This is a genomic window from Aliivibrio wodanis, assembly GCF_052920805.1.
Map to the genome: position 1 here is coordinate 1,825,236 of NZ_JBREXA010000002.1, position 23,272 is coordinate 1,848,507.

At 39.9% G+C, this 23,272-nt stretch carries 17 protein-coding genes; 10 read left to right on the plus strand and 7 right to left on the minus strand.

The genetic code is table 11. The features are described 5' to 3' along the window. The 7 genes from ACU5DF_RS16355 to ACU5DF_RS16385 all read left to right on the plus strand — a co-directional run bounded on the left by ACU5DF_RS16355 (position 1) and on the right by ACU5DF_RS16385 (position 10,510). Positions 1-984: an ABC transporter ATP-binding protein gene (locus ACU5DF_RS16355; protein ID WP_060994148.1), complete on the plus strand. Its 984-nt coding sequence runs from the start codon at positions 1-3 to the stop codon at positions 982-984. Between the two features lie 22 nt (positions 985-1,006). Beyond that, complete coding sequence (locus ACU5DF_RS16360; protein WP_446713570.1) at positions 1,007-2,002, plus strand: ABC transporter ATP-binding protein; 996 nt, start codon at positions 1,007-1,009, stop codon at positions 2,000-2,002. Positions 2,003-2,056: 54 nt separating this feature from the next. Further along, positions 2,057-3,775 (plus strand): glycoside hydrolase family 9 protein, encoded by a 1,719-nt coding sequence (locus ACU5DF_RS16365; protein ID WP_446713571.1) that lies wholly within the window; start codon positions 2,057-2,059, stop codon positions 3,773-3,775. A gap of 2 nt (positions 3,776-3,777) precedes the next feature. Then, entirely contained in the window at positions 3,778-4,653 is an 876-nt protein-coding gene (locus ACU5DF_RS16370; protein WP_446713572.1) for a glucosamine kinase nucleotide-binding domain-containing protein, read from the plus strand. Between the two features lie 20 nt (positions 4,654-4,673). Continuing rightward, on the plus strand, positions 4,674-6,575 hold the full coding sequence (locus ACU5DF_RS16375) for a beta-N-acetylhexosaminidase (RefSeq protein WP_446714260.1): 1,902 nt from the start codon (positions 4,674-4,676) through the stop codon (positions 6,573-6,575). Positions 6,576-6,613: 38 nt separating this feature from the next. Further along, positions 6,614-9,019, plus strand: coding sequence for a glycoside hydrolase family 94 protein (locus ACU5DF_RS16380; protein ID WP_446713573.1), 2,406 nt, complete (start codon positions 6,614-6,616; stop codon positions 9,017-9,019). Positions 9,020-9,097: 78 nt separating this feature from the next. Further along, complete coding sequence (locus tag ACU5DF_RS16385; RefSeq protein ID WP_446713574.1) at positions 9,098-10,510, plus strand: phosphoglucomutase/phosphomannomutase family protein; 1,413 nt, start codon at positions 9,098-9,100, stop codon at positions 10,508-10,510. A gap of 92 nt (positions 10,511-10,602) precedes the next feature. On the opposite strand, the gene ACU5DF_RS16390 is transcribed toward ACU5DF_RS16385, so the two are convergent. The 6 genes from ACU5DF_RS16390 to ACU5DF_RS16415 form a co-directional block, all read right to left on the minus strand. Continuing rightward, positions 10,603-11,643, minus strand: coding sequence for an ABC transporter ATP-binding protein (locus ACU5DF_RS16390; protein ID WP_446713575.1), 1,041 nt, complete (start codon positions 11,641-11,643; stop codon positions 10,603-10,605). Then, positions 11,643-13,223: an ABC transporter permease gene (locus ACU5DF_RS16395; protein ID WP_446714261.1), complete on the minus strand. Its 1,581-nt coding sequence runs from the start codon at positions 13,221-13,223 to the stop codon at positions 11,643-11,645. Before ACU5DF_RS16395 ends, ACU5DF_RS16390 begins: the two co-directional genes overlap by 1 nt. Positions 13,224-13,342: 119 nt before the next feature. After that, complete coding sequence (locus tag ACU5DF_RS16400) at positions 13,343-14,356, minus strand: Fe(3+) ABC transporter substrate-binding protein (RefSeq protein WP_446713576.1); 1,014 nt, start codon at positions 14,354-14,356, stop codon at positions 13,343-13,345. Positions 14,357-14,530: 174 nt separating this feature from the next. Next, a complete protein-coding gene (gene amtB / locus ACU5DF_RS16405) occupies positions 14,531-15,760 on the minus strand; it encodes an ammonium transporter AmtB (RefSeq protein WP_446713577.1) in 1,230 nt (409 codons plus the stop codon). 17 nt (positions 15,761-15,777) lie between these two features. Further along, positions 15,778-16,116 (minus strand): P-II family nitrogen regulator, encoded by a 339-nt coding sequence (locus ACU5DF_RS16410; protein WP_045101235.1) that lies wholly within the window; start codon positions 16,114-16,116, stop codon positions 15,778-15,780. 169 nt (positions 16,117-16,285) lie between these two features. Next, positions 16,286-16,654, minus strand: coding sequence for a YacL family protein (locus ACU5DF_RS16415; RefSeq protein WP_446713578.1), 369 nt, complete (start codon positions 16,652-16,654; stop codon positions 16,286-16,288). A gap of 137 nt (positions 16,655-16,791) precedes the next feature. Here ACU5DF_RS16415 and ACU5DF_RS16420 point away from each other — a divergent pair, with 137 nt between their 5' ends. The 3 genes from ACU5DF_RS16420 to ACU5DF_RS16430 all read left to right on the plus strand — a co-directional run bounded on the left by ACU5DF_RS16420 (position 16,792) and on the right by ACU5DF_RS16430 (position 20,482). Further along, a complete protein-coding gene (locus ACU5DF_RS16420; protein WP_446713579.1) occupies positions 16,792-17,937 on the plus strand; it encodes a sugar diacid recognition domain-containing protein in 1,146 nt (381 codons plus the stop codon). A 127-nt stretch (positions 17,938-18,064) separates the two neighbouring features. Then, positions 18,065-19,330: a GntP family permease gene (locus ACU5DF_RS16425; RefSeq protein ID WP_446713580.1), complete on the plus strand. Its 1,266-nt coding sequence runs from the start codon at positions 18,065-18,067 to the stop codon at positions 19,328-19,330. A 12-nt stretch (positions 19,331-19,342) separates the two neighbouring features. Then, the gene (locus tag ACU5DF_RS16430; RefSeq protein WP_446713581.1) at positions 19,343-20,482 is read left to right on the plus strand and encodes a glycerate kinase; all 1,140 of its coding nucleotides are present in this window, start codon (positions 19,343-19,345) and stop codon (positions 20,480-20,482) included. A gap of 91 nt (positions 20,483-20,573) precedes the next feature. Here the strand turns inward: ACU5DF_RS16430 and acnB are convergent, their stop codons facing one another. After that, positions 20,574-23,162, minus strand: coding sequence for a bifunctional aconitate hydratase 2/2-methylisocitrate dehydratase (acnB, locus tag ACU5DF_RS16435; RefSeq protein ID WP_446713582.1), 2,589 nt, complete (start codon positions 23,160-23,162; stop codon positions 20,574-20,576). Positions 23,163-23,272 lie beyond the last annotated feature (110 nt).

A 23,272-nucleotide genomic window follows, 5' to 3' on the forward strand; every position in this document is an offset into this window, starting at 1 on the left:
ATGACTGACCCACAAATTTCTATCCGCAATCTATGTGTGGATTACATTACAGAATCAGGTGATGTACGTGCTGTAAACAATGTGAGCTTTGACATTGGTAAAGGTGAAGTCTTTGGTCTAGCAGGTGAATCAGGTTGTGGTAAATCAACAATTGCATTCTCTTTAATGCGCCTGCATAAGCCGCCAGCATTCATCACAGGTGGTGAAGTTATATTTGATGGTCAAGACATCTTAAAATATAGCGATCCACAAATGCAGGCTTTCCGTTGGAGTGAAATGTCAATGGTATTCCAAAGTGCCATGAACGCATTAAACCCTGTACTTCCGATGGAAGAGCAGTTTTGTGATGTGATCATGCGCCATACCACAATGACTCGTGAACAAGCGATTACTCGTGCTCAAGGCCTATTAGAAATAGTAGATATTCACCCAAGTCGTTTAAGTGATTATCCTCACCAGTTCTCTGGCGGTATGCGTCAGCGTTTGGTTATTGCCATCGCATTAGCACTTAACCCTAAAATGATCATCATGGATGAACCAACAACGGCACTTGATGTTGTTGTTCAACGTGAAATTTTACAGAAGATTTATGCGCTTAAAGAAGAGTTTGGTTTCTCTATTCTATTCATTACGCATGATTTATCACTAATGGTTGAGTTCTCTGATCGCATTGGGATCATGTACTCAGGTGAATTGATCGAGGTTGCTTCTTCAAAAGAGATATTAACCTCTCCTTACCATCCATATACAAAAGGGCTGGGTAGTTCATTCCCACCACTAACGGGACCAAAAACCAAATTAACCGGTATCCCTGGAAACCCTCTTAATTTATTAGAGATTCCGCAAGGTTGTCGCTTCCAGTCTCGTTGTGATCGTGTACACGAAGCATGCCGTACGATTCCTACGCAGCTTCGTCAGATTGAGCCTGGTCACTTGTCAAATTGTCATCTTTACGGCGAAACAATTGCACAAGCAAAAGCATAAAACGGATTTTCTGGAGTAAATTATGAGCAAAGCATTTGGCGAACTACTGATTGAAGGTAAAAATCTAGTTAAAGATTTCCCTGTAAGTAGCAACGCACTTAAAAACCCAATGATGCGAGCAATCAATGACGTATCATTCAAAATGTACAAAAGTCGTGGTCTTTCTGTTGTTGGTGAATCTGGTTCTGGCAAATCCACCACAGCAAAAATGATCGCAAAAATGTACGCACCAACAGACGGCGTTATCGAATATAAAGGCCGTGATATTCAAGATATCGTTAAGAAAAATGATCTCATGAAATATCGTGAAGGTGTACAGATGGTATGGCAAGACCCATTTGGATCTTTAAATCCTACCCACAATATTTTCCACCATATTGCCCGTCCTCTTCTTATCCATAAGAAAGTGACTCCTGGTAATAAAAAGGAACTTGAAGAACGTGTTTACGATCTTCTAGAACAAGTCGGTTTAATCCCACCAAAAGAGACGGCAGAAAAATATCCGCATCAGCTTTCAGGTGGTCAGCGCCAACGTGTAAACCTTGCTCGTAATATTGCAGTAGGTGCTGAAGTTGTTCTTGCTGATGAACCGACATCAATGCTTGATGTTTCGATTCGAGCTGGTGTTCTTAACCTAATGGAAGAGATGAAGTTTGAGAAAGAAATGTCTCTACTTTACATCACTCATGATATTGCAACTGCTCGTTACATCGCAGAAGACTTAGCGGTAATGTATGTCGGACATATGGTTGAATGGGGTGATACTGATGAGATTATTCATGACCCTCAGCATCCATATACTCAACTATTAGTATCAGCGGTACCCGATCCAAGCAAATCGATTCATACCAAGCTAAAAGGTAATAAAGGTGAAATTCCTCTTTGGACACCGGAGTCGGCTGGTTGCCCATTTGCAGGTCGCTGTACTCACGTAACAGAAAAATGTAAAGAACGTATGCCTGGCGTAACAAAACTGTCAGACAACCACTTTGTTCGTTGTTACTTGTACGAAAATTAATTTCATACAAGTTAACCTCAAACTGCAGTAATTGGTATTTTGGAGAAGAAATAGATGCAACTGTTAACAAACCACATTGGCTACGAATTTGATGGCCCTAAGTCAGCCGTATTATTAACTGACTCCCCTCTTAGTAAAGAGCTATTAGGACAAATTGTTTGTACTCAAACGCAACAGGTAAAACATCAGTTTTCTATTTCTTCATCACTCCAAGTAGCGAATTGGCACCAAGGATACTTTTCAGAAATTCATTTTTCTGATTTTACACAACACGGTGAATTTACTTTAGTAATTGGTGAGATAGCCTCTCATCCTTTCACTATCGGTACTGATTTATTAATGAAAAATACCTTTTCTGATGTTTTACATTATTTTAAATCTCAACGCTGCAGTGGCATTTTTGATAAGCAAGATAAAAGTGCGTCTGTATTAAACAGTGATGAAACCGTCGATGTTCATGGTGGTTGGTACGATGCATCTGGTGATGTAAGTAAATATTTCAGTCACCTTTCTTATGCTAATTACTTAAACCCTCAGCAAATTCCAATGGTTGTTTGGAATATGCTAAAAGGATTAGAACTAACACAAAACCTATCGGATTTTGCCGCATTCTCTCGCACCCGTCTTACGGAAGAGGCATTGTTTGGTGCTGACTTTTTAGTTCGAATGCAAAATCCGGCAGGTTTCTTTTACATGACCGTATTTGATAAGTGGAGTAAAGATATCAATCAACGTGATATCTGCGCTTACGCAACTCAAGAGGGTCTTAAGTCTGATGATTACCAAGCAGGTTTCCGTCAAGGTGGAGGCATCGCAATTGCGGCTCTTGCTTCTGCTTCTCGCTTAGATATTGATGGTGAATTTACTCGTGAAAACTATTTAGAAGCAGCGGTAAAAGGTTATTGGCACCTAAAAGAACATAACCTTAATTATTTAAATAATGGCGAAGAGAATATCATTGATGAATATTGTGCTCTTCTTGCTGTTATCGAGCTATTCAAAACAACTCAAGATAATGCCTTTTTACTGGAAGCTCGTTCATGGGCAGAAAGATTATCAGCTCGCCAACAAAGTGATGAGCAGCAAAGCAATTTTTGGTCTGCAACTCAAAATGGCGAACGTCCTTATTTCCATGCAGCAGAAGCAGGTCTTCCTACGATTGCACTATCTCAATACTTAGAAATAGAAACTGACAATAGTCGTAAAGCTCATACTCAATTAATTATCAACCAAGCTGTTGAATTTGAATTAACTATCTCTTCAGAAACATTCAATCCATTTGGTTATCCAAAACAATACGTTAAGCCTGTTAATGGCAAAAAACGCAGTGCCTTTTTTGTCGCTCATGACAATGAGTCTGGTTATTGGTGGCAAGGAGAGAATGCTCGCCTAGGTTCTTTAGCTAGCATGAGTTACTTAGTGTTACCTCATATTACCTCTAATGAAATTAAACAAAAATTAGAGAACTTTGCTCAGAATAATTTGAACTGGGTATTAGGGTTAAATCCTTATGATATGTGCATGTTAGATGGTCATGGTCATAACAACCCTGATTACCTTCCTCATCTTGGCTTTTTTAATGCTAAAGGTGGTGTTTGTAATGGCATTACCGGTGGTTTTGACGATGAAGAAGATATCGCTTTCAATCCTGCACCACACGGTGAAGATATGCTACAAAACTGGCGTTGGGGTGAACAATGGATCCCTCACGGCGCATGGTATTTATTAGCAATTATGACTCAATCATCTTACCAAGCGAAACTAGGAGAATAGTCATGAGCTATTTATATGTTGGAATTGATGGTGGTGGTACTTCTTGTCGCGCTCGTATTCGCAATGCACAAGGTGACTTATTAGGTGAAGCGAAAAGCGGCAGTGCAAATATCTTATTAGGTATTGAAGTTGCTATGGATTCAATCATTACTGCGATTACCCAAGCGGCAGTACAAAGTAAATTATCAGAAAATGATTTTGCCACAATGCACGTTGGTCTTGCCCTTGCTGGTGCAGAGCAAAAATCAGCTTGGCATGAGTTTATGCAACTAAAACACCCTTTTGCCTCAATGACATTAAATACAGATGCTTACGGCGCATGTTTAGGAGCTCATAAAGGAAAAAATGGAGCAATCATGATTGCAGGAACTGGCTCTTGTGGTATCTACATCCAAGATGGTCAACAGCATGTTGTTGGAGGCCGAGAGTTTCCAATATCAGATCAAGGTGGTGGCGCAATTATGGGGCTTCATTTAATTCAACGCACCCTTTTAGCTTCCGATGGTATAAAACCTATGACAGCTCTAACCGAGCATGTCTTAGCGCACTTTAATCATGATATCGATAGCATTGTTGATTGGTCTAAAACGGCTCGTCCATGTGATTATGGACAGTTTTCTCCAACTATCTTCGCTCTTGCATTAAAAGGAGATGATCTTTCTATTGAGCTGTTACAACAAACAGCTAGCGATATAGAAATGTTCTTAACTGCTTTAAATAAAAAAGGCGCAACACAAATTGCGTTAATGGGAAGTATTGGCGAACGCATTGTTGAATGGTTATCCCCTTCTATTCGCCAGTATTTAGTACAACCACAATGTGATGCGATTGAAGGTGGCATCATGATGGCAGGAAAAGCAGAACATAACCTGTTCTAGCATTTTATAGGGAAAATATGATGGATTATCGTGTAGATCTTGTTGTTTTGTCAGAAAAAGACAATCTAAGCCGCTTTGGCTTAACGTTACACAATTTAAGCGATGTGGATCTTCATCATTGGCAGTTTCATTTTACGGTTGATCGCTTCATAGCTCCACACAGTAATACACAAGGGACTTTGGAGCAAATCGGTAGCTTCTGTAAGCTCATTCCAAATGCTAACCAAATACTAAAAGCCAATAACCATTATTACGTAGAATTCAGTATTGGAACCGCCCCTTTTCGTTTTATTTCTGATGGTCTTGATGATGCTGCTATATTCATTGCCAATAGCGAAAAACCTCAATTTTTGGAGGTTTCAATCTCTCCAATAGTATTAGCGTCACCACATACAGCACGAACTCAAATACCAAGAGTCGCACCTGCAGAATTATCATTAATTCCAAAACCAGAATCAGTTCAACGTCTTGATGGTTTGTTTGATTTAAATGATATTTCACTCGAAATCCAAACTCATCTAGCAGATGGGGCTGCAACTTGGTTAAGTGAAGAGCTTCAATTAATCACATCAAAAAACTATCCTATTAATGCTGATGGCCAAATTATATTTATTGCCAACCCAACGTTAGATAAAGGGGCCTATCAACTTACCGTAGCTGAAAAAGTAATTAAAATTAAGGCAGGGTCAAATGAAGGTTTTACCCACGCTTGTGCCACATTATTGCAGCTAATAAATGAACATACTTTGCAAATCCCATGCACCAAGATTAAAGACCAACCTCGATTTCATTATCGCGGTATGATGCTTGATTGTGCTCGCCATTTTCACCCTCTTGAGCGAGTGAAAAGACTAATAAATCAATTAGCTCAATATAAATTTAATGTTTTCCATTGGCATCTAACTGATGACGAAGGCTGGCGTGTTGAAATTAAAGCGTTTCCAGAATTAACTGACATCGGAGCTTGGCGTGGGCCTGAGGAAATAATCGAACCTCAATATACTCACGTAGCAAAAAAACACGGTGGTTTTTATTCTCAGAAAGAAATAAAAGAAGTCATCGCTTATGCAGAAATGCGCGGTATTACTATTATTCCTGAAATCGATATCCCTGGACACTGCCGTGCAGCAATTAAAGCATTACCTCATTTATTAGTTGATAAAGACGATTACTCAAACTACCGCAGTATTCAACATTACACCGATAATGTTTTATCTCCGGCAATTGAAGGAACCTACACCTTTATTGATACCGTATTAGAAGAAATTGCTGAGCTATTTCCTGCTCCCTTTATTCATATTGGCGCAGATGAAGTACCAAAAGGCGTTTGGACAGACAGCCAAAAATGCCAAGCATTAATGCAAGAACAAGGCTATACAGACCCAGTAGAGCTACAAGGGCATCTATTACGCCATGCAGAAAATAAATTAAAGCAGCTTGGTAAACAAATGCTGGGTTGGGAAGAAGCTCAGCATGGAAACAAAGTAAGTAAAGATACCGTTATTTACTCTTGGTTAAGTGAAGAAGCTGCGCTTAATTGTGCAAAACAAGGCTTTGATGTCGTTCTTCAACCAGGACAAACAACGTATTTAGATATGGCTCAAGATTATTCCCCAGAAGAACCTGGTGTTGATTGGGCTAGCGTCCTTCCTCTTGAAGATGCATATAACTATGAACCATTAGCAGAACTTGCTGATAACGACCCTATTCGTAAACGAATTCTTGGCATTCAATGCGCCCTTTGGTGTGAAATCATCAATAACCAAGATCGTATGGACTACATGATTTTCCCACGGATTTTAGCGATGTCTGAAGGAATGTGGACACAAAAACAACACAGAAACTGGACAGACTTTTTATCAAGGTTAAATGGACGATTACCAACCCTAACACGTCAGGGTATTAATTTCCGTCAACCATAAGTCACCCAATTATTAGTATTTTAGTTAAGGATAGAACAATGAAATACGGCTTTTTTGATAACGATAACCGTGAATATGTAATCACACGCCCTGACGTACCAGCTCCATGGACTAACTACTTAGGCACAGAGAAATTCTGTACGGTTATTTCTCACAATGCTGGCGGTTACTCTTTTTATAACTCTCCAGAGTATAATCGTGTTACTAAATTCCGTCCAAACGGCACATTTGATCGCCCTGGACACTATGTTTACCTTCGTGATGATGAAACTGGCGATTACTGGTCAATCTCATGGCAGCCTGTAGCAAAAAGTTTAGATGAAGCAAGCTACGAAGTTCGTCACGGTTTGTCTTACTCTAAATTCAAATGTGACTACAACGGTATTGAAGCAACTAAAACTTTATTTGTTCCAAAAGGTGAAGATGCTGAAGTGTGGGACGTGGTTATTAAGAATACTAGCGATAAGCCTCGTGTTATCTCTGCATTCTCTTTTGTTGAATTCTCATTCAGCCATATCCAATCAGATAACCAAAACCACCAAATGTCATTGTACTCGGCAGGTACGTCTTACAATGAAGGCGTAATCGAATACGATCTTTACTACAACACCAATGATTTTGAAGGTTTCTACTACTTAGCGTCTACATTTGATCCAGACTCATACGACGGTCAACGTGACAGTTTCTTAGGTGCATACCGCGACGAAGCAAACCCAATTGCAGTTGAAAAAGGCCAGTGCTCTAACTCAGCACAAACCTGTTACAACCATTGTGGTTCTCTTCATAAACAATTTACTATCCAACCAGGTGAAGAAGTACGTTTCGCTTACGTGCTTGGTCTAGGTAAAGGCAATGGTGAACGTCTACGTCAAAAATACCAAGACGTTGCTAATGTTGATGCCGCTTTCCAAGAGATCAAAGATCACTGGAGTGAGCGTTGCGATAAATTCCAAGTAAAATCACCAAACGAAGGTTTGGATACAATGATCAACACTTGGACACTATACCAAGCTGAAACGTGTGTGGTTTGGTCTCGTTTCGCTTCATTCATCGAAGTAGGTGGTCGTACAGGCCTTGGTTATCGTGATACCGCTCAAGATGCAATCTCAGTGCCTCACGCTAACCCAGAAATGACTCGTAAACGTATCGTTGACTTATTACGCGGCCAAGTGAAAGCGGGTTACGGTCTACACCTATTTGATCCTGACTGGTTCGACCCTGAAAAAGCAGATGTTGTTCCATCGAAATCACCAACAGTGGTTCCTACTCCATCAGATGACGATAAGATCCACGGCATTGAAGATACCTGTTCTGATGACCATTTATGGATCGTTCCGACGATCATCAAATATGTAATGGAAACTGGTGAGCACTCTTTCTTTGACGAAGTGATCCCATACGCAGATGGCGGTAACGCTACGGTTTACGAACACATGAAAGCAGCACTAGATTTCTCTGCCGAATATGTTGGTCGTACTGGTATTTGTAAAGGTTTACGCGCTGACTGGAATGACTGTCTGAACTTAGGTGGTGGCGAATCATCAATGGTTTCATTCTTACATTTCTGGGCATTAGAAGAATTCTTAGATTTAGCTAAATTCCGTAACAATGATGCTGACATAACTAAATACTCTGAAATGGCAGCGAACGTACGCGAAGCCTGTGAAACTCATCTTTGGGATGAAGAAGGTGGTTGGTACATTCGTGGTCTAACTAAAGATGGCGACAAAATTGGTACAGCACAACAAACTGAAGGTCGAGTTCACCTTGAATCAAACACATTAGCAGTTTTATCTGGCGCGGTATCTCAAGAACGTGGTGAAAAAGCAATGGATGCAGTTGATGAGAACTTATTCTCTGAATACGGCCTACACCTAAATTCACCTTCATTCTCAACACCAAATGATGACATCGGTTTTGTTACTCGCGTTTACCAAGGCGTAAAAGAGAATGGCGCAATATTCTCTCATCCAAACCCATGGGCTTGGGTAGCAGAAGCAAAACTAGGTCGTGGTGACCGTGCAATGAAATTCTATGATGCACTAAATCCATATAACCAAAATGACATGATTGAAAAGCGTGTTGCTGAACCATACTCATACGTACAGTTTATCATGGGTAAAGATCATCAAGATCATGGTCGTGCTAATCACCCTTGGTTAACTGGTACTTCTGGTTGGGCTTACTTCGCGGTAACTAACTTTATTCTCGGTGTTCGTGCTGGCTTTGAAGGCTTAACTATTGACCCTTGTATTCCAACAGATTGGCCAGAGTTCTCAGTAAGTCGTCAATGGCGTGAAGCGACTTACAACATTCAAGTTAAGAACCCGAACTCAGTAAGTAAAGGCGTTCAATCAATCACGATTAATGGCGAAGAAATTAACGGTGCTGTTCCAGTTCAAGCGGAAGGCAGTGTTAATGACGTTATCGTTATTATGGGTTAGTTCGTTTAATTAGCGACCTAATGTAAAGATAAAAGTAAGGAGCTTATAGCAAGCTCCTTACTCTAAAAGGAATTTACAATGATTCAATTTGGTACTGGCGGATGGCGTGCTTTTATTGGTGAAGAATTCACTAAAGACAATGTACGTCTTGTCGCACAAGCGTTATCTAATATTATGATCAATGAACAAGCGCAAGAAAAAGGTTTTGTTATTGGTTATGACCGTCGCTTTCTTTCAGATAAAGCAGGGAAATGGTTTGCTGAAGTCGTGGCTGCAAACGGTATTAAAGTAAGCTTTATTGATCGATTCGTCCCAACTCCGATTGTTATGTTCCAAGCAAAAGAGATGGGGTGTATTTACTCAGCTTGTATTACAGCTTCTCACAATCCAGCAGATTACAACGGTATAAAAGTATTTATTGAAGGTGGCCGTGACGCTGATGAAATAATCACTCAAAAGATTGAACAACAAATTGCACATTTAACACAGCAAGATGTAAGCAGTGTCGATTTTGAAGAAGCCTTAAATGATGGTTGCATTGAAATAATCAACCCAATGAATGCATTTGTTGATTCTATCATCGATAAAATTGACATGGGTTCAATTAAAAAAGCCAACTTACGTGTATTAATTGACCCAATGTTTGGTGTAGCAAAAAATGCCTTACAAACCGTATTAATTAGTGCTCGCTGTGATGTTGATGTTATCAATGACGGTGAAAATCCATCTTTTGGTGGCCTTATGCCATCACCAAATGCAGCAACGCTATATCGCTTAAAACACTTGGTTGCTCATGATGGTTATGACATTGGTATTGGTACCGATGGTGATGCTGACCGTCTAGGTATTATTGATGAAAAAGGTCATTTTATTCATCCAAATGAAGTGTTATTGCTGCTTTATTATTACCTACTTGAGTACAAAGGTTGGAAAGGTTCTGTTGTTCGTAATATCGCCACCACTCATTTATTGGACAAAGTTGCAGCCGATCATGGTGAAAAGAGCTTTGAGGTTCCTGTAGGCTTTAAGCATATCAGTTCACAAATGGAAGCGGATGATTCTTTACTTGGTGGTGAAAGCTCAGGTGGTTTAACTATTCGTGGTCACATTAAAGGTAAAGATGGCGTATTCGCTTCTAGTTTATTAGTTGAAATGATCAGTGTGACGGGTAAAAAACTCTCTGAAATGCTTGATGAAATTTATGCTAAATATGGTTATGCCTACACTGCCGAAGGCGACTGTACTTTTAAACCAAGTGAAAAAGAAGCACTTTATAATAAAATTTATATTGAAAAACAATTACCTGAATTTGAGTATGAAATAGAAAAAGTCAGCTATGAAGATGGCGCTAAAGTTTATTTCAAAAATGGTGGTTGGGTAATTGCTCGCTTCTCAGGAACAGAACCATTACTAAGAATTTTTGCTGAAATGGAAGACCAACTAACAGCAGAAAAAGTGTTGAATGAAATGAAAGCTTTCCTTTCTCTTTAGTTTCCTGCGTATTTTAAATAAAAATACGTCTCTAAAGACTTAACCCAGCTAATACTTGAGTCGATTAGCTGGGTTCTTTTTATCTAAAAATCTTAATTGTTTTCTTGGAGGAATACGATTGGACAATGAGGCTTTATATCGACCCTTACTCTCTCACCATTTGATAAAGAATCATTAGATACGCCAATTAATTGAGTACCATCATCTTCAATTACATATCGGCATGTATCACCCATAAATTGTAATTCTTTAACAATAGCACTACCTGTTGAATCTCTATACAGAGTAATGTTTTGTGGACGAAGTAAAACATCCGCTTTCTTATTTGCATCTTCAGTACTACGACCACAAGAGATCAAACCAACCGCAGTTTCAATATTTCCATCGTGACCAATTAGACCTGATACATAAGAACCACCACCTAAGAAATCAGCAACGAAGCGGCTATTTGGTGAATAGTATAAATCATTTGCACTGCCGAATTGCTCAATCACACCATGATTCATTACTGCTAACTTATCAGAAAAAGCAAACGCTTCCTCACGGCTGTGAGTAACAAAAATAGCAGTAACACCTTGAGCTTTAAAAATACGGCGTATCTCTTTAATTAGATCATGACGAACTTGGGTATCAATATTAGAAAATGGTTCATCCAATAACAGAAGATCTGGTTCGCTGGCTAGCGCCCTTGCAATCGCAACACGCTGTTGCTGACCACCAGATAATTGGTGTGGGTAACGATCACCAAAACCATTTAAGTGAACAAGATGAAGCATAGATTCTACTTTATCTATTGCTCGCTGTTTTTCCCATTTTTTTAAGCCAAACCCGATATTTTCGCTTACCGTAAGATGTGGAAACAACGCATAATCTTGAAAAATCATACCTATATTGCGCTGCTCTGGTGGTAACCACGTATTACTGTCAGTAATCACCTTTCCATTAAGGTTCATCTCACCTTCAGATAAAGGCAAGAGGCCTGCAATCGCCTTGAGAAGAGTTGTTTTTCCACAGCCACTCGCACCTAGCAAACAAACAATTTCACCTGATTCAACATCTAAAGATAGCTGAGATAAAATATCCTGATCATGATAACGACAGGTTAAATTAGATATAGATAATGCAGAGTTCATTAATGCTGTTGCTCCAAAGAACGGTTAACAATGATCAATGGGATCAATCCAACCAATACCAATAATACCGCAGGCATGGCTGCAATCTCTAATTGCTCGTCAGAAGCAAAATTAAATACATATGTTGCTAGTGTTTCAAAATTAAATGGGCGCAATAACAATGCTGCATTTAACTCTTTCATCGTTTCTATAAACACCAATAAACCAGCGATTAAGCAACCACGGCGAATTAATGGAAAATGCACTCGACGTAACATTTCCCATGTTCCGCAACCTAATGTGCGTGATGCCATATCCAATGAAGGGGGAATTTTATTAAGGTTACTTTCAATCGAGCCAATAGCCACTGCTGAGAAACGCGTTACAGAAGCAAAAATTAACGCAAAGATTGAACCAGAAAAAATTAAACCAACCATCCCTAAACCCAGCTGTTTTGAAATATCATTCACTAAATGGTCTAAGGCTATCATTGGCAGCATAACACCAATCGCTAGCACAGTTCCGGGAACCGCATAACCAAGTGACGCTAAGCGCATCGGGAGCACGCTCCACTTACTACTAGGTTGTAGTCGATGTAAAAAATTAACCACAACTGCAATAATAACAGCAATGATCGCAGCAACCGATGAAACGTATAAACTGTTTAGCGCATATTCTTGAAATTCTGCGGTCCAACTTTCTTCAAAGTAATGAAAAGAATAACTAATTAATTGTAATAATGGAAAAATAAAAGCAATAGACACCAATCCCCAACACCAACTAAATACACCCCATTTCTTCCATCCATGAAGTTCATATTGAAACTCTTCGTTGGTATTAAACTTCTCTTGGAACATTTTTTGTTTACGACGACTATAACGTTCACCGCTGATCAACAATAAAATACCCATCAGCATAAATGCAGACACTTTAGCGGCAGCATTCAAATTCGAATAGCCTAACCACGTATCATAAACTGCTGTCGTTAATGTATTTACTGCAAAATAGCTAACGGTACCAAAATCTCCTAACGCTTCCATCGCTACTAAAGATAAAGCAACCGCTATCGAAGGTCTTGCAAGAGGTAGCGATATGCGCTTAAAGCTCTCCCAAGGCGTACATTTTAATAAGCGCGCCGACTGCAGCAAACTGATGTTTTGCTCCATGAATGCAGCACGAGCAAGTAAATATACGTAGGGGTATAGCACCAAAGACATCACAAGAATGGCGCCAGTTAAGGTTCGAATATCTGGGAACCAATAATCACCGTAAGATTGCCATCCAGTAATATCTCGGAGTAATACTTGTATTGGTCCTGCAAAATCAAGCCAATCTGTATAAATATAACCGACAATATAAGCAGGCATAGCTAAAGGAAGAACTAAGGCCCATTGCAAAATCGATGAGGAAGGTACACGACACATGGCCATAAACCATGCAGAAGGAACACCTAAAATTAAGGAAAAGAACATCGCACCAAATACTAATAACACCGTATTTAACGTATAGGTTGGTAAAACGGTATTAAACAGATGAGTAAAGATATCATCGGTATTACCTAGTGCGGTATATAGGATCGCTAAGATCGGCAAAACCAGCAGTAGAGATATACTCCAACTACTGGTTTTCCAGAATAATAATTTTTTCTTTCATTGCCTAAACTACAAGGCTCTTTTTAAAATGGTGAGGTATTGTTACCTCACCAATAGTAAATATCAAATTAAAGATCAAATTTAACTTCATCTAAAAGTTTAATTGCTTTAGTGTGGTTATCTGCAATCGCATCTAAAGATAATGTATCTGCTTTGAAATCACCCCAAGATGCAACTAACTCAGAACGCTTAACACCAGGTTTTACTGGGTATTCGTAGTTCACTTCAGCATACATTCCTTGAGCAACATCACCCGTTAAGAATTCCATTAATTTTACTGCATTATCTTTATTTGGCGCGTATTTAGCCATCGCCATGCCACTGATATTTACGTGAGTACCATCAGTGTTTTGGTTAGGGAAGTTAATGTATACAGACTCTGCCCATGGTACTTGCTTAGGATCATTAACCATTTTACCTAGGTAGTAACTGTTACCTAAAGCAACATCACAAAGACCTTCTTTAATTGCTTTAACTTGTGCACGGTCATTACCTTGTGGCTTACGAGCAAGGTTATTTTTTACGCCTTCTAACCATGTTTTTGTTTCTGCTTCACCATGATGAGCGATCATTGATGATACAAGAGAAACATTGTAAGGGTGCTTACCGCTACGAGTACAAATCTTACCTTTCCACTCAGGGTTTGCTAAGTCAGCGTAATCAAAATCAGCACCTAACTTACCAACACGGTCACGAGATGAATATACATTACGCGCACGTAGAGTTAATGCGAACCACTCATCGTCTGAATCACGGTATTGAGAAGGAACATTTGCATCAATCGTTTTACTATCTACCGATTGAACTAGATTTTTATTTGTTAGTTCAGCAAGGCGACTAATATCAGTTGTTAAAATAACGTCTGCAGGGCTTAATTCACCTTCTTGAGCTAGCTTTTCTGCTAAGCCTTTTTTAGCAAACTTCACGTTAACTTTAATACCAGTTTCTTTAGTAAACTCTTTAAACATTGGCTCAACTAAGAACGGTTGGCGGTAAGAGTAAACGTTAACTTCTTCTGCTGCCATAACACTTGGTGCAAACATACCTGCGATTAGTGCAGAAACTGATAATAATTTTTTCATGATATTCCTTTAAACTTTCTCTAGTTACAAATGGTAATAAGAATACTTATCAATATCGCTATTATACAAATCAATTCTCAAATGGCAATGATCTCACGCATTTTTTACAAGAAAAAGCCTCAATACTATTCGTATGAGGCCTTATAATTTGTAAAATTTTATTAACCGCAGTGTTTACTTCACACTAACAAATTCTGGATAAGCATCTATTCCACAATCATGAACATCCATACCTTCAAGCTCTTCATCTTCTGATACTCGGATCCCCATGGTTGCTTTTAATATTGCCCAAACCACAAGACTTGCACCAAATACCCAAGCAAAGATAACGGCAGCACCGAACAATTGAGCGCCAAATGTTGCATCTGCATTGTTTAGTGGAACAACCATTAAACCAAACAATCCACACACACCATGAACAGAAATCGCACCGACTGGATCATCAATCTTGATTTTATCAAAAGCAACAATACTAAAGACAACCAATGCACCAGCCACAGCACCGACACTCACAGCGGCTAATGGAGACGGGGATAAAGGATCCGCGGTAATCGCTACAAGCCCAGCTAATGCTCCATTTAATACCATGGTTAAATCCGCTTTGCCCCACGTAGTTTTGCACACGAATAATGCTGTGATTGCACCAGCGGCAGCTGCTGCATTGGTATTCAAAAAGATTTGGCCAACTGCGGTTGCATTCTCAAAATCTGAAATCATTAATTGAGAACCACCGTTAAATCCGAACCAACCAAACCATAAAATAAAAGTACCTAATGTTGCCAATGGCATATTAGAGCCAGGAATTGGGTAAATTTGACCTTTCTTACCGTACTTACCTTTACGAGCACCAAGTAATAGGACGCCAGCTAATGCGGCTGAAGCACCAGCCATATGAACAATGCCAGAGCCAGCAAAGTCACTAAATCCTGCTTCAGATAAGAAGCCACCACCCCATGTCCAATATCCTTCCATTGGGTAAATAAAGGCAGTTAAAATGGCAGAGAACACAAGAAAAGACCAAAGTTTCATACGTTCAGCCACTGCACCAGATACTACTGACATTGCGGTAGCAACGAAAACCACTTGGAAAAAAAAGTCAGACTCTAGAGAATGATCAGCCCCTTCTGATTGAGTACCAATTAAAGCCCCAATAGAAGGCATGATCCCACCCGCTGTATTATCGACATACATGATGTTATAACCGACAACTAAATAAGTTGTACAAGCAATCGCATACAAACATAAGTTCTTAGTTAAAATCTCAGTGGTGTTTTTTGAGCGAACTAAACCAGCCTCTAACATGGCAAAACCTGCTGCCATCCACATAACCAAAGCACCTGACATTAAGAAGAAAAAGGTATCTAGGGCATAACGAAGTTCTGATACGGTTGTTGAAAGTTCCATAATATTGTCCTCTATCCTTAAAGTGCTTCTGTATCAGTTTCACCAGTACGAATACGCACTGCTTGCTGAAGGTCATAAACAAAAATCTTTCCGTCACCAATTTTCCCGGTATGTGCAGCTTTTGTAATCGCCTCAATAATATTGTCTACATGCTCAGCTTGAACTGCTATTTCAAGTTTTACTTTAGGTAGAAAGTCGACTTGATACTCTGCACCTCGATACAATTCAGTATGTCCCTTCTGACGTCCGAACCCTTTCACTTCCGATACTGTCATTCCATCGACGCCTGCTTCTGCGAGAGCCTCACGAACATCGTCTAATTTAAATGGCTTTATAATGGCATTGATTATTTTCATGCTTCAGTCCTTGAATTATTTGTAACTTATAATTAACAATCCAATTCGTGTGCCAACTTTAAAAACATAAAAAATTCAATGAGTTAATTAATCCCCATCAAAAAAACGAAAAAAGGCTGCACTAAATAAGTGCAGCCTTTCCCTAGTATTGAGCAATAAATGGCTCAGTTTAGAAGCGTCGAATAAACGCCTCCCAACTTTGGAGCATGGTTTCAAAATCTTCTAATCCGCATACAGAAATACATTCATCGTCATACATATGAATATCTTCTTCAAATTCTTCTTCTGAATTTTCAAATAATGCGTTTTCTTGGACGATAACTTCTTGATCGGTCAGAATTAGAGTCATTACCTGACCTGAACGTCTCCATTCGTCTTGAGTATTTTTTACTGCTGCTATTTGCTGATACAGCTCCGCCAATAGTTCGGTATCTTTTGCTACATCTTCTACCAACCAACGTCCCATGGCTTCATGCCCCATAGAAAAGTTTGCATGATAAGTGCCATCGAGTGTATTTTTCTTAAATTCGTAATCCATCGGAAACCCTTACGATAATTGACGTTAGCTCACACGTTTTTAACCAAAGACAATGCTGAGCTATTTTCCTCCAGTATAATCCTATCCCTAGTATTTTTATAGTTAAGCACCTTATCCATGATGAAAGAGATTCAACCATGCAATTAACCAACGTGATCGCAAAGCAAATCGTTGAACGTTCAATGAAAATCATTAAGCATTCTGTCAATGTAATGGATGAGTTTGGTGTGATCATTGGCTCTGGTGATCCATCTCGACTCAATTGTCGTCATGAAGGTGCTATTTTAGCCATTAATGAAAACCGTATTGTCGAGATAGATCACTCTACAGCTCAGCAATTACGAGGGGTGAAAGCAGGGATCAACCTGCCTATTATCTTTCAAAATCACATTATTGGTGTGGTCGGTATTTCAGGCCAACCTTCTGATATTCAACAATATGGTGAATTAGTCAAAATGACAGCTGAATTGATCATTGAACAAGCCGCATTGATGACAGAGATACAGTGGTCAAAACGACACAAAGAAGAGTTAGTTTTACAGCTTATTCAACCTTCGGATCTCAACACTCAACAACTGTATTCGATTGCTGAACGCTTAGAGCTCGATCTTCATCAACCTCGGATCGCTACTATCATTAAGGTTGATTCATTTAACGGAGAGAATCTATCTCTTACTCACCTACAAAAGCTCGTTCATTTACTTGAATACCCTGAACGCGATAATTTAGTGGCGATCAGTTCAGTGACATTAAATGAAGTTGTGGTGTTAAAGCCAATTACACTGACGGATACAGGGTGGAATAGATCTCACGAAGAAAAACGTATTCGCCAACTTTTCCAACGAATATCTCATGACGAGAAATTCACGATAAAAATCGCACTTGGTGATTACTTTCCTGATTTAGAAGGTCTTGCACAATCTTATATGACGGCAAAGGCCACCATGAATACCGCAGACTCCAAAAGTCGTATTCTTTTTTACCAAGATAATATCTTACCCGTTTTAATCGATGGCTTACGACCTGATGCATGGCGAACGGAACAATTAGCGCTTCCGATTCAAAAGCTGATGGCCAGTGATACAAAACATATTTTAATTAAAACACTACGTGCCTTTTTTACTCATAATTGTGATTCAGCTCAAACCTGTAATGCGCTTCATATACATCGTAATACACTCCGCTATCGACTAGACAAGATACAACAAGAAACCAACTTAAATATCAATAAGATAAGCGATCGCACTTATTTATATTTAGCAATACTATCAAGCAATAAGTAAATGTACATTTGTGCAACGGCACAATCAAAGGTACACCCCGGCGATAAAATTTGTTCATTCGTCTAAAGCTTATTTCGACTCTTAAAGATAGATTACTGGCATCTTAATTATTAAATGGAACATTAATATGATCGAAGTATCGACTTTAGGTGCACTCGCCGCCTTGACCGTTGCAATTACACTCATTTTGAAAAAAGTACCGCCTGCTTATGGCATGATCATTGGTGCTTTAATCGGTGGTATTGTTGGTGGCGTATCACTCACAGATACCGTTAACTTAATGATAGGTGGTGCGCAAGGTATCGTTACTGCTGTACTTCGTATTCTAGCTGCTGGTGTTCTTGCTGGTGTTCTAATCGAATCGGGCGCGGCAACCTCTATTGCTGAAACCATTGTAAAAAAAGTCGGAGAGACTCGTGCTTTATTTGCTTTAGCCGTCGCGACAATGATCTTAACAGCCGTTGGGGTTTTTGTGGATGTTGCTGTTATCACCGTAGCTCCTATTGCACTGGCTATTGCTCGCCGAGCTGATCTTTCAAAAATGGCGATTCTATTAGCTATGGTTGGTGGAGGTAAAGCGGGTAACGTTATGTCTCCTAACCCAAATGCCATTGCAGCTGCTGATGCCTTTAATGTTCCTTTAACTTCAGTAATGGCAGCAGGTGTGATCCCAGGTCTATTCGGCTTAGTTTTTGCCTACTTCATCGCTAAGAAGTTAGTCAATAAAGGCAGTAAAGTTCAAGAATACGAAGTCGTAGCAGTTGACCATTCTCGTTTACCAAGTTTCGTTACTTCAATCGTCGCTCCTCTTGTTGCTATCAGCCTTCTTGCTTTACGTCCTATCGCAGGGATTAACGTTGACCCACTCATTGCACTTCCACTTGGTGGTTTATTAGGTGCTGTTGCTATGGGACGCTTTAGAGACACCAATCACTTTGCAGTATCAGGCCTTTCTCGTATGGCTCCAGTGGCGGTAATGCTACTTGGTACTGGTACTCTTGCTGGGATTATTGCGAACTCCGGACTTAAATCAGGCTTAATTGAAGTATTAACCGCCTCTGGTCTTCCTTCTTATTTATTAGCGCCGATTTCAGGTGCAATGATGTCACTTGCAACAGCATCAACGACCGCAGGTACAGCGGTTGCAGCAAGTGTGTTTAGCCATACTATCTTAGAGCTTGGCGTTCCTGCTCTCGCTGGTGCTGCAATGATCCACGCGGGTGCGACAGTATTAGATCACATGCCACATGGTAGCTTCTTTCATGCAACAGGTGGCGCAGTTCACATGGACATGAAAGAACGCTTAAAACTTATCCCATATGAATCAGCGGTTGGTCTTATGATCGCAACTGTTTCAACTCTCATCTTTGGTGTCTTCGGTTTATTTGTTTAATAAGGCTTTATTATGAAAATTGTTATTGCTCCTGATTCTTACAAAGAAAGTTTAACAGCGATGGAAGTCGCTACGGCAATTGAAGCTGGATTTAAACAGGTATTACCTAACGCTGAATATATTAAATTACCGATGGCCGATGGCGGTGAAGGGACTGTTCAATCTCTAATTGATGCTACTGGTGGATCTATAATTGAACATACGGTTACCGCTCCTCTTGGTGAGAAAGTAACTGGATTCTATGGATTACTTGGCGATGAACAAACCGCAATTATAGAAATGGCAGCGGCATCAGGCTTACATCTTGTTGAACCAAGTTTACGTAACCCTTTACACACAACAACCTATGGAACTGGCGAGTTAATTAAAGCCGCATTAGATAAAGGGGTTAAACATATCATCGTAGGTATTGGTGGCAGTGCTACCAACGATGGCGGCATTGGCATGGCTCAAGCGCTTGGTATTAAACTGTTAGATAAAAATGGTAATGATCTTGCTTTTGGTGGAGGCTCATTAGCACACCTTGCAACGATCGATACATCAAATAAAGATCCCCGCCTTAATGATATTACGCTTGAAGTCGCATGCGATGTTGATAACCCATTATGTGGTCCTAAAGGTGCTTCTTATATTTTTGGCCCACAAAAAGGGGCAACTCCAGAAATGGTAAAAACATTAGATTCAAACCTAAGCCATTACGCTGATGTGATGAAATCACAATTGAATAAAGACGTAAAAGATACTGAAGGCGCAGGGGCTGCTGGTGGTCTTGGTGCTGCGTTACTTGGTTTATTTGATGCCACTCTTCGACCTGGTATCGAAATTGTAATGGATGCTGTTAATTTAAGTAAAGTGTTATCTAAGGCAGATTTAGTGATTACAGGTGAAGGACGAATTGATAGCCAAACCATTCATGGTAAAACTCCTATTGGTGTAGCAAGAGCAGCGAAAAAATTCAATTTGCCTGTTATTGGGATTGCTGGTTGTTTATCGGATGACTGTGCGATTGTTCATGATTACGGTATTGATGCGGTATTCAGTGTCGTTCCTCGCTCTGTATCATTAGAAACAGCACTAAAAGAAGCCGCTATTAATGTTGAAAACACAGCAAGAAATGTCGCTGCAATTTACTCGATGAATATTAAAAAATAACATGATTTTTTATTGAGTACGTTATTAATATAAAATTATACGCAATAAAAAAGCAGCCGATTTGGCTGCTTTTTTCATTTATAAACAAAGATTAAGCGGGTTCTTGGAAAATCACCGTATCTGCTTTCTCTGTATATTGACCCATTTTATGGAAATTTAAGTAACGGTATGTATCCGCTGCTGTTGCATCAATTTTTTGAGCGTACTCTAGATACTCAGCTTGCGTTGGTATTCGGCCTAGAATAGCACCAACAGCAGAAAGCTCAGCAGAAGCTAGATAAACGTTCGCACCTGTCCCCAAACGGTTCGGGAAATTACGAGTAGAGGTAGACATTACTGTCGACTTGTCAGCAACGCGCGCTTGGTTACCCATACATAGTGAACAACCAGGAGTTTCGATACGTACCCCTGCGCGACCGAAGATGCCGTAGTAGCCTTCTTCTGTCAGTTGGTCTTTATCCATCTTCGTTGGCGGAGCAACCCATAGACGAGTATTTAGTGAGCCGTTAAACTCCTCTAGCATCTTACCTGCAGCACGGAAATGACCGATATTGGTCATACAAGAACCAATAAATACTTCATTAATTTCTGTACCTTGAACTTCTGAAAGTAAACGAGCATCATCAGGATCATTTGGAGCACAAAGAATTGGTTCTTTAATATCAGCAAGATCAATTTCAATCACGTGCGCATATTCAGCATCTGAATCCGAAGATAGCAATTCAGGATTCGCTAACCACTCTTCCATTGCCGTGATACGACGCTCGATAGTACGAACATCACCGTAACCTTCAGCAATCATCCACTTCAGCATAACGATATTCGAGTTCAAGTACTCAGAGATAGACTCTTCAGAAAGTTTCACTGTACAACCCGCAGCTGAACGTTCAGCCGATGCATCTGAAAGCTCAAATGCTTGTTCTACAGATAAATGGTCAACACCTTCGATCTCTAGTACGCGACCAGAAAATTCATTAATTTTCCCCGCTTTAGCTACTGTTAATAGACCTTGCTGAATACCATAATATGGAATTGCATGAACAAGATCACGTAGTGTGATACCCGGCTGCATTTCACCTTTAAAACGAACCAAGATTGATTCAGGCATATCCAGAGGCATAACACCTGTCGCTGCTGCAAAAGCAACAAGACCAGAACCTGCAGGGAAAGAGATACCAAGAGGGAAACGTGTATGAGAATCACCACCAGTGCCAACGGTATCAGGTAGAAGCATACGGTTTAGCCACGAGTGAATTACACCATCACCAGGACGTAGTGAAACACCCGCACGATTCATAATGAAATCAGGCAGTGTATGGTGAGTGTTTACATCAACAGGTTTTGGGTATGCCGATGTATGACAGAAAGACTGCATAACAAGGTCAGCAGAGAAACCAAGGCACGCTAAATCTTTAAGTTCATCACGCGTCATAGGGCCGGTAGTATCTTGAGAACCTACTGTCGTCATTTTAGGTTCGCAGTACTGACCTGCTCGTACACCTTCTACGCCACACGCTTTACCAACCATCTTTTGAGCTAATGTATAACCTTTATCAGAAGCTAAAGGATCAATAGGTTTAGCAAACAAGTCAGTTTCAGCTAAACCAAGAGAATCACGAGCTCGGCCTGTTAAGCCACGACCTATAATCAGAGGTATACGACCACCAGCACGTACTTCATCTAGAAGAACTTTGCCTAGTTCAAAACTTGAGATATCTGCGCCGTCTTTACGAACAACACCTTCATAAGGGTAGATATCAATAACATCACCCATATTCATGTCTTGTACATTTAATTCAATCGGTAGTGCACCCGAGTCTTCCATTGTGTTGTAGAAGATTGGTGCAATTTTACCACCTAGACAAACCCCACCAGTGCGCTTATTTGGTACGAATGGAATATCTTCACCCATAAACCAAAGTACTGAGTTTGTTGCTGATTTACGTGAAGAACCTGTACCAACAACATCACCAACATAAGCCAGCGGAATGCCATCTTTTTGCATTTCTTCAATTTGAGTAATTGGACCAACATTACCTTGTTCGTCAGGAGTAATGCCTTCACGTTCCATTTTCAACATCGCTTTTGCGTGTACTGGAATGTCTGGACGTGACCAAGCATCTGGTGCTGGAGATAAATCATCGGTGTTAGTTTCACCAGTTACTTTAAATACTTTAACAGTTATTTTCTCAGCAACTTTTTCTTTTGATGTAAACCACTCTGCATCAGCCCAAGATTGAAGCACTTCCTGCGCGAAGCTATTACCGGCTTTTGCCTTCTCTTCAACATCATAAAATGAGTCAAACATAAGTAATGTATGAGATAGAGCTTTAACGGCAATAGGAGCTAACTCTGTATCATCCAGTAGAGAAACTAGCGACTCGATGTTATAACCACCTTGCATTGTACCAAGTAGCTCTGTCGCTTTTTCTTTACTAACTAATGGAGATTCCACTTCGCCTTTTGTGATTGCGGTTAAAAAACCAGCTTTAACATAAGCAGCTTCATCAACGCCTGGGGGAATGCGATTTTCTAGTAAATCAAGAAGGACTTCTTCTTCACCTTGTGGCGGATTTTTTACTAGTTCAACTAATGCTGCTACTTGTTCAGCATCTAATGGTCTAGGGACCACACCTTCAGAAGCACGTTCTGCGACGTGTTTACGATAAGCTTCAAGCACGACTTAATTCCTCACTTTCTGGTCTACTCTTAATGAGTAAACATCCTTGGAAACGATTCAGTTTATATCCTTTGACTTTTTAATTCTGTTATAAATCTCAATAAAACAAG